Below are 2,867 nucleotides of genomic sequence, written 5' to 3' on the forward strand. Positions count from 1 at the left end.
GTAACCGGCATGAGGGCCCCACCTCGCCGTCGCGAGGTTCGCCTGCGATACAGCTTGGCATGAGCTGATCGGTGGAGGTGCAACGATGGCAAATGCCATGCTTGATGCCAGGCAGGAAGGCGACTCGTATCGTCGCATTGAGGTGATCACCGGGCACCGCGGGCGCCGACGATGGACGGGCGAGGAGAAGGCCCGGATCGTGGCGGAGAGCTTTGAGGCTGATGTCAACATTTCCGAGGTGGCGCGCCGCAACGGCGTTGCCCGCGGGCTGCTCACGGTGTGGCGACGCCAGGTTGCGGCGGCGTTGGTCGGCAAGGCGCCGAGCTTCGTGCCGATCCACGTCGAGGCGGAGAGCGGAGGCGAGACAGCTGGCGAGCCCGCGCGTGTTTCGTCGGTACAGACGAGGTCGTCGGAGATCGCTGCGCCGGTCACCAAGCTCTCCGGGGTTATCGAGATCGAGATGAGCGGGGCGCGCATTCGGGTCGAGCCGGGAGTGGAGCTGGCGACGCTTTCGACGGTGCTGGCGGCGCTCCGAGGCGGCCGGTGATTGCGTTACGATCCGACCTCAAGGTGGTGTTAGCGACACAGCCGGTCGATTTCCGCAAGTCGGTGCACACGCTGTCGGCGTTGGTGAGCGAAGCGCTGCATGCGAATCCGTATGCGGCGACGTCTTCGTGTTCCGCAGCAAGCGCATGGACAGAGTGAAGCTTCTGGCGTGGGACGGCAGCGGCATGGTCCTGGTGACGAAGTGGTTGCACGAGGGACGCTTCACCTGGCCGCCGATCCGCGACGACGTGGTGCATCTGAGCGCGACGCAGCTCGCGATGCTGATCGACGGGCTTGAGTGGACGCGTGTCTCACCCAAGCCTGTGAAGCAGCCGGCCGTTGTCGGCTGAGAGGTGGGGATTTCGCTGGAGCCTATGGCGCGCGGATGTATCGTCTGGTCATGGCGATTCGCCCCGACGCTCTCCCGACCGATCCGTCAGCTCTGACCGAGATGGTGCTCGCGCTTGACGCCGAGAACGAGAAGCTGCGTGTGGCGATGCAGACGCTCAAGGAGATGATCTTCGGGAAGCGCTCGGAGCGAGTTGCGGTGCTCGTGGACGAGCAACTCGCGCTTGAGCTGGGCGATCTCGAGACCGACGTTGCCTGTGCAGGCCAACGACGATGCGCCTGCGGCGAAGCCGCCCGGCAAGGTGCGCAAGAAGGCGCGCCGCAACATCGGCGCACTCCCAAAGCACCTGCCGCGCTGCGAGCAGGTGCTGGAGCCGGAGGCGACGGCCTGCCCGTGCTGCCAGGGTCGGCTCCACAAGATCGGCGAGGACGTCAGCGAGGTGCTGGACATCATCCCGGCGATCCTGCGGGTGCTGCGCACGATCCGTCCCAAATATGGCTGCCGCTGCTGCACCGATGGTGTGGTCCAAGCGAAGGTGCCGCCGCGCCTGATCGAGAGCGGCATGGCTTCGACCGCACTCGTGAGCCACGTGGTGGTCCCGAAGTTCGCCTGGTATCTGCCGCTGTACCGACAGGTGCAAATTCTGACCGGCCAGGGTGTCCATCTCGACCGGGCGACGCTGGCCGGCTGGGTGAAGCGTGCGGCCTGGTGGCTCAGGAGCCTCTATGAGCTTCAGTTGCGCACGATCCAGGCCTCGCCGCGCCTGTTCTGCGATGAGACGCCAATGCCGGTGCTCGATCCCGGACGACATCGTACCCGCATCTGCCAGTTCTGGGCACATGCCATGGATGACCGGCCATGGGGCGGCCCCTCGCCGCCGGCGGTTGCCTACGTGTTCGCCAACGGCCGCGGCACCGAGGAGATCGCCGGACAACTGAAGGGCTTTTCCGGCATTCTGCAGGTGGATGGTTATGCTGCCTACAAGGCGCTCGCCCGCGATCATGGCGGCGCGATCCAGCTCGCTTTTTGTCTCGCCCATGCTCGACGCAAATTCGTCGAGGTGTTCAAAACGACCCAGTCGCCGTTCGCGCGCGAGGCGATCGAACGCCTGCAGGCGGTCTATGCCATCGAGGCGGAGATCCGCGGCAGCACTGCCGAGCAGCGGCTGGCCGTCCGCTGCACCAGGAGCGCATCGTTGATGGCGGCGCTCAAGGCGCGACTGACCGCGATTGTCGACCAGCTCTTCTCCCAGTCGAAGCTGGCGGAGGCCATCAACTACGCGCTCAATCACTGGAACGGGCTGACGCTGTTCCTCCGCGACGGCCGCGTCGAGGTCGACAGCAATACGGTCGAGCGTTCAATGCGCCCGATTGCCATGGGAAGACGCAACTCGTTATTCAGCGGCAGCGAGGGCGGCACCGAGAGCTGGGCAATCCTGGCGTCGATCGTGAACACGGCAAAGCTCCATGAGCTCCATCCGCAGGCCTACCTCGCCGACGTGCTGGAGCGCATCGTCTCCGGGCGAACCAAGACCCATCAGCTGCACGAACTGCTCGCCTGGAACTGGAAGGCGGCGCACCAGCGCACCGCACAGGCCGCCGCATGAGCCCGCGTCGTCACAAGGCTTCGTCGTCGATGGCGGCCGCCGCGATGCCCCTTGCGGAGCTCGATCGGTTTGCAGGCTCGCGTCGATCGGCATCCTGCCGCCACCAGCATCCCCATGCTCGACGGTTATGTCGCCGCGATCGTGGCCGGACCGGTGTCGATGAGTCCGCTCGACTGGATCTGTCCGCTGCTCGCCATCGATGCCGATGCTTTCAACCACGGCGACACCCCGGAGTTCGCGGCGCTCTCCGCCGTCGCGCTGCGCCATAACGACATCAGCAACGTCCTTACGACCGCGCCCGACCAGTTCGAGCCGATGCACCAGCGCAACCCAATGGCGACGTCGATCCGCGACTCTGGTGTCAGG

Annotated in this window: 3 protein-coding genes and 2 pseudogenes; all 5 read left to right on the top strand. The window is 65.8% G+C overall.

Annotated elements, in window-relative coordinates; translation table 11 throughout:
* Nucleotides 1-85 precede the first annotated feature (85 nt).
* Nucleotides 86-547, top strand: coding sequence for an IS66-like element accessory protein TnpA (tnpA, locus tag AC0L3B_RS37950; protein WP_473382639.1), 462 nt, complete (start codon nt 86-88; stop codon nt 545-547).
* Nucleotides 544-896, top strand: a pseudogene (gene tnpB, locus AC0L3B_RS37955) (IS66 family insertion sequence element accessory protein TnpB). Before tnpA ends, tnpB begins: the two are co-directional and overlap by 4 nt.
* Before the next feature lie 164 nt (nt 897-1,060).
* Nucleotides 1,061-1,168: pseudogene (locus AC0L3B_RS37960) on the top strand (IS66 family transposase); the annotation flags it as partial.
* A gap of 91 nt (nt 1,169-1,259) precedes the next feature.
* A complete protein-coding gene (tnpC, locus tag AC0L3B_RS37965; protein WP_473382641.1) occupies nt 1,260-2,501 on the top strand; it encodes an IS66 family transposase in 1,242 nt (413 codons plus the stop codon).
* Nucleotides 2,502-2,615: 114 nt separating this feature from the next.
* The coding region (locus AC0L3B_RS37970) for a UPF0149 family protein (RefSeq protein WP_473382643.1) at nt 2,616-2,867 on the top strand (252 nt) is incomplete at its 3' end.

The organism is Bradyrhizobium sp. Kon56 (assembly GCF_055807635.1).

What these genes read in the sequence shown, in the direction of transcription:
- tnpA (WP_473382639.1), top strand. Translation starts at nt 86, where the DNA reads ATGGCAAATGCCATGCTTGATGCCAGGCAGGAAGGCGACTCGTATCGT.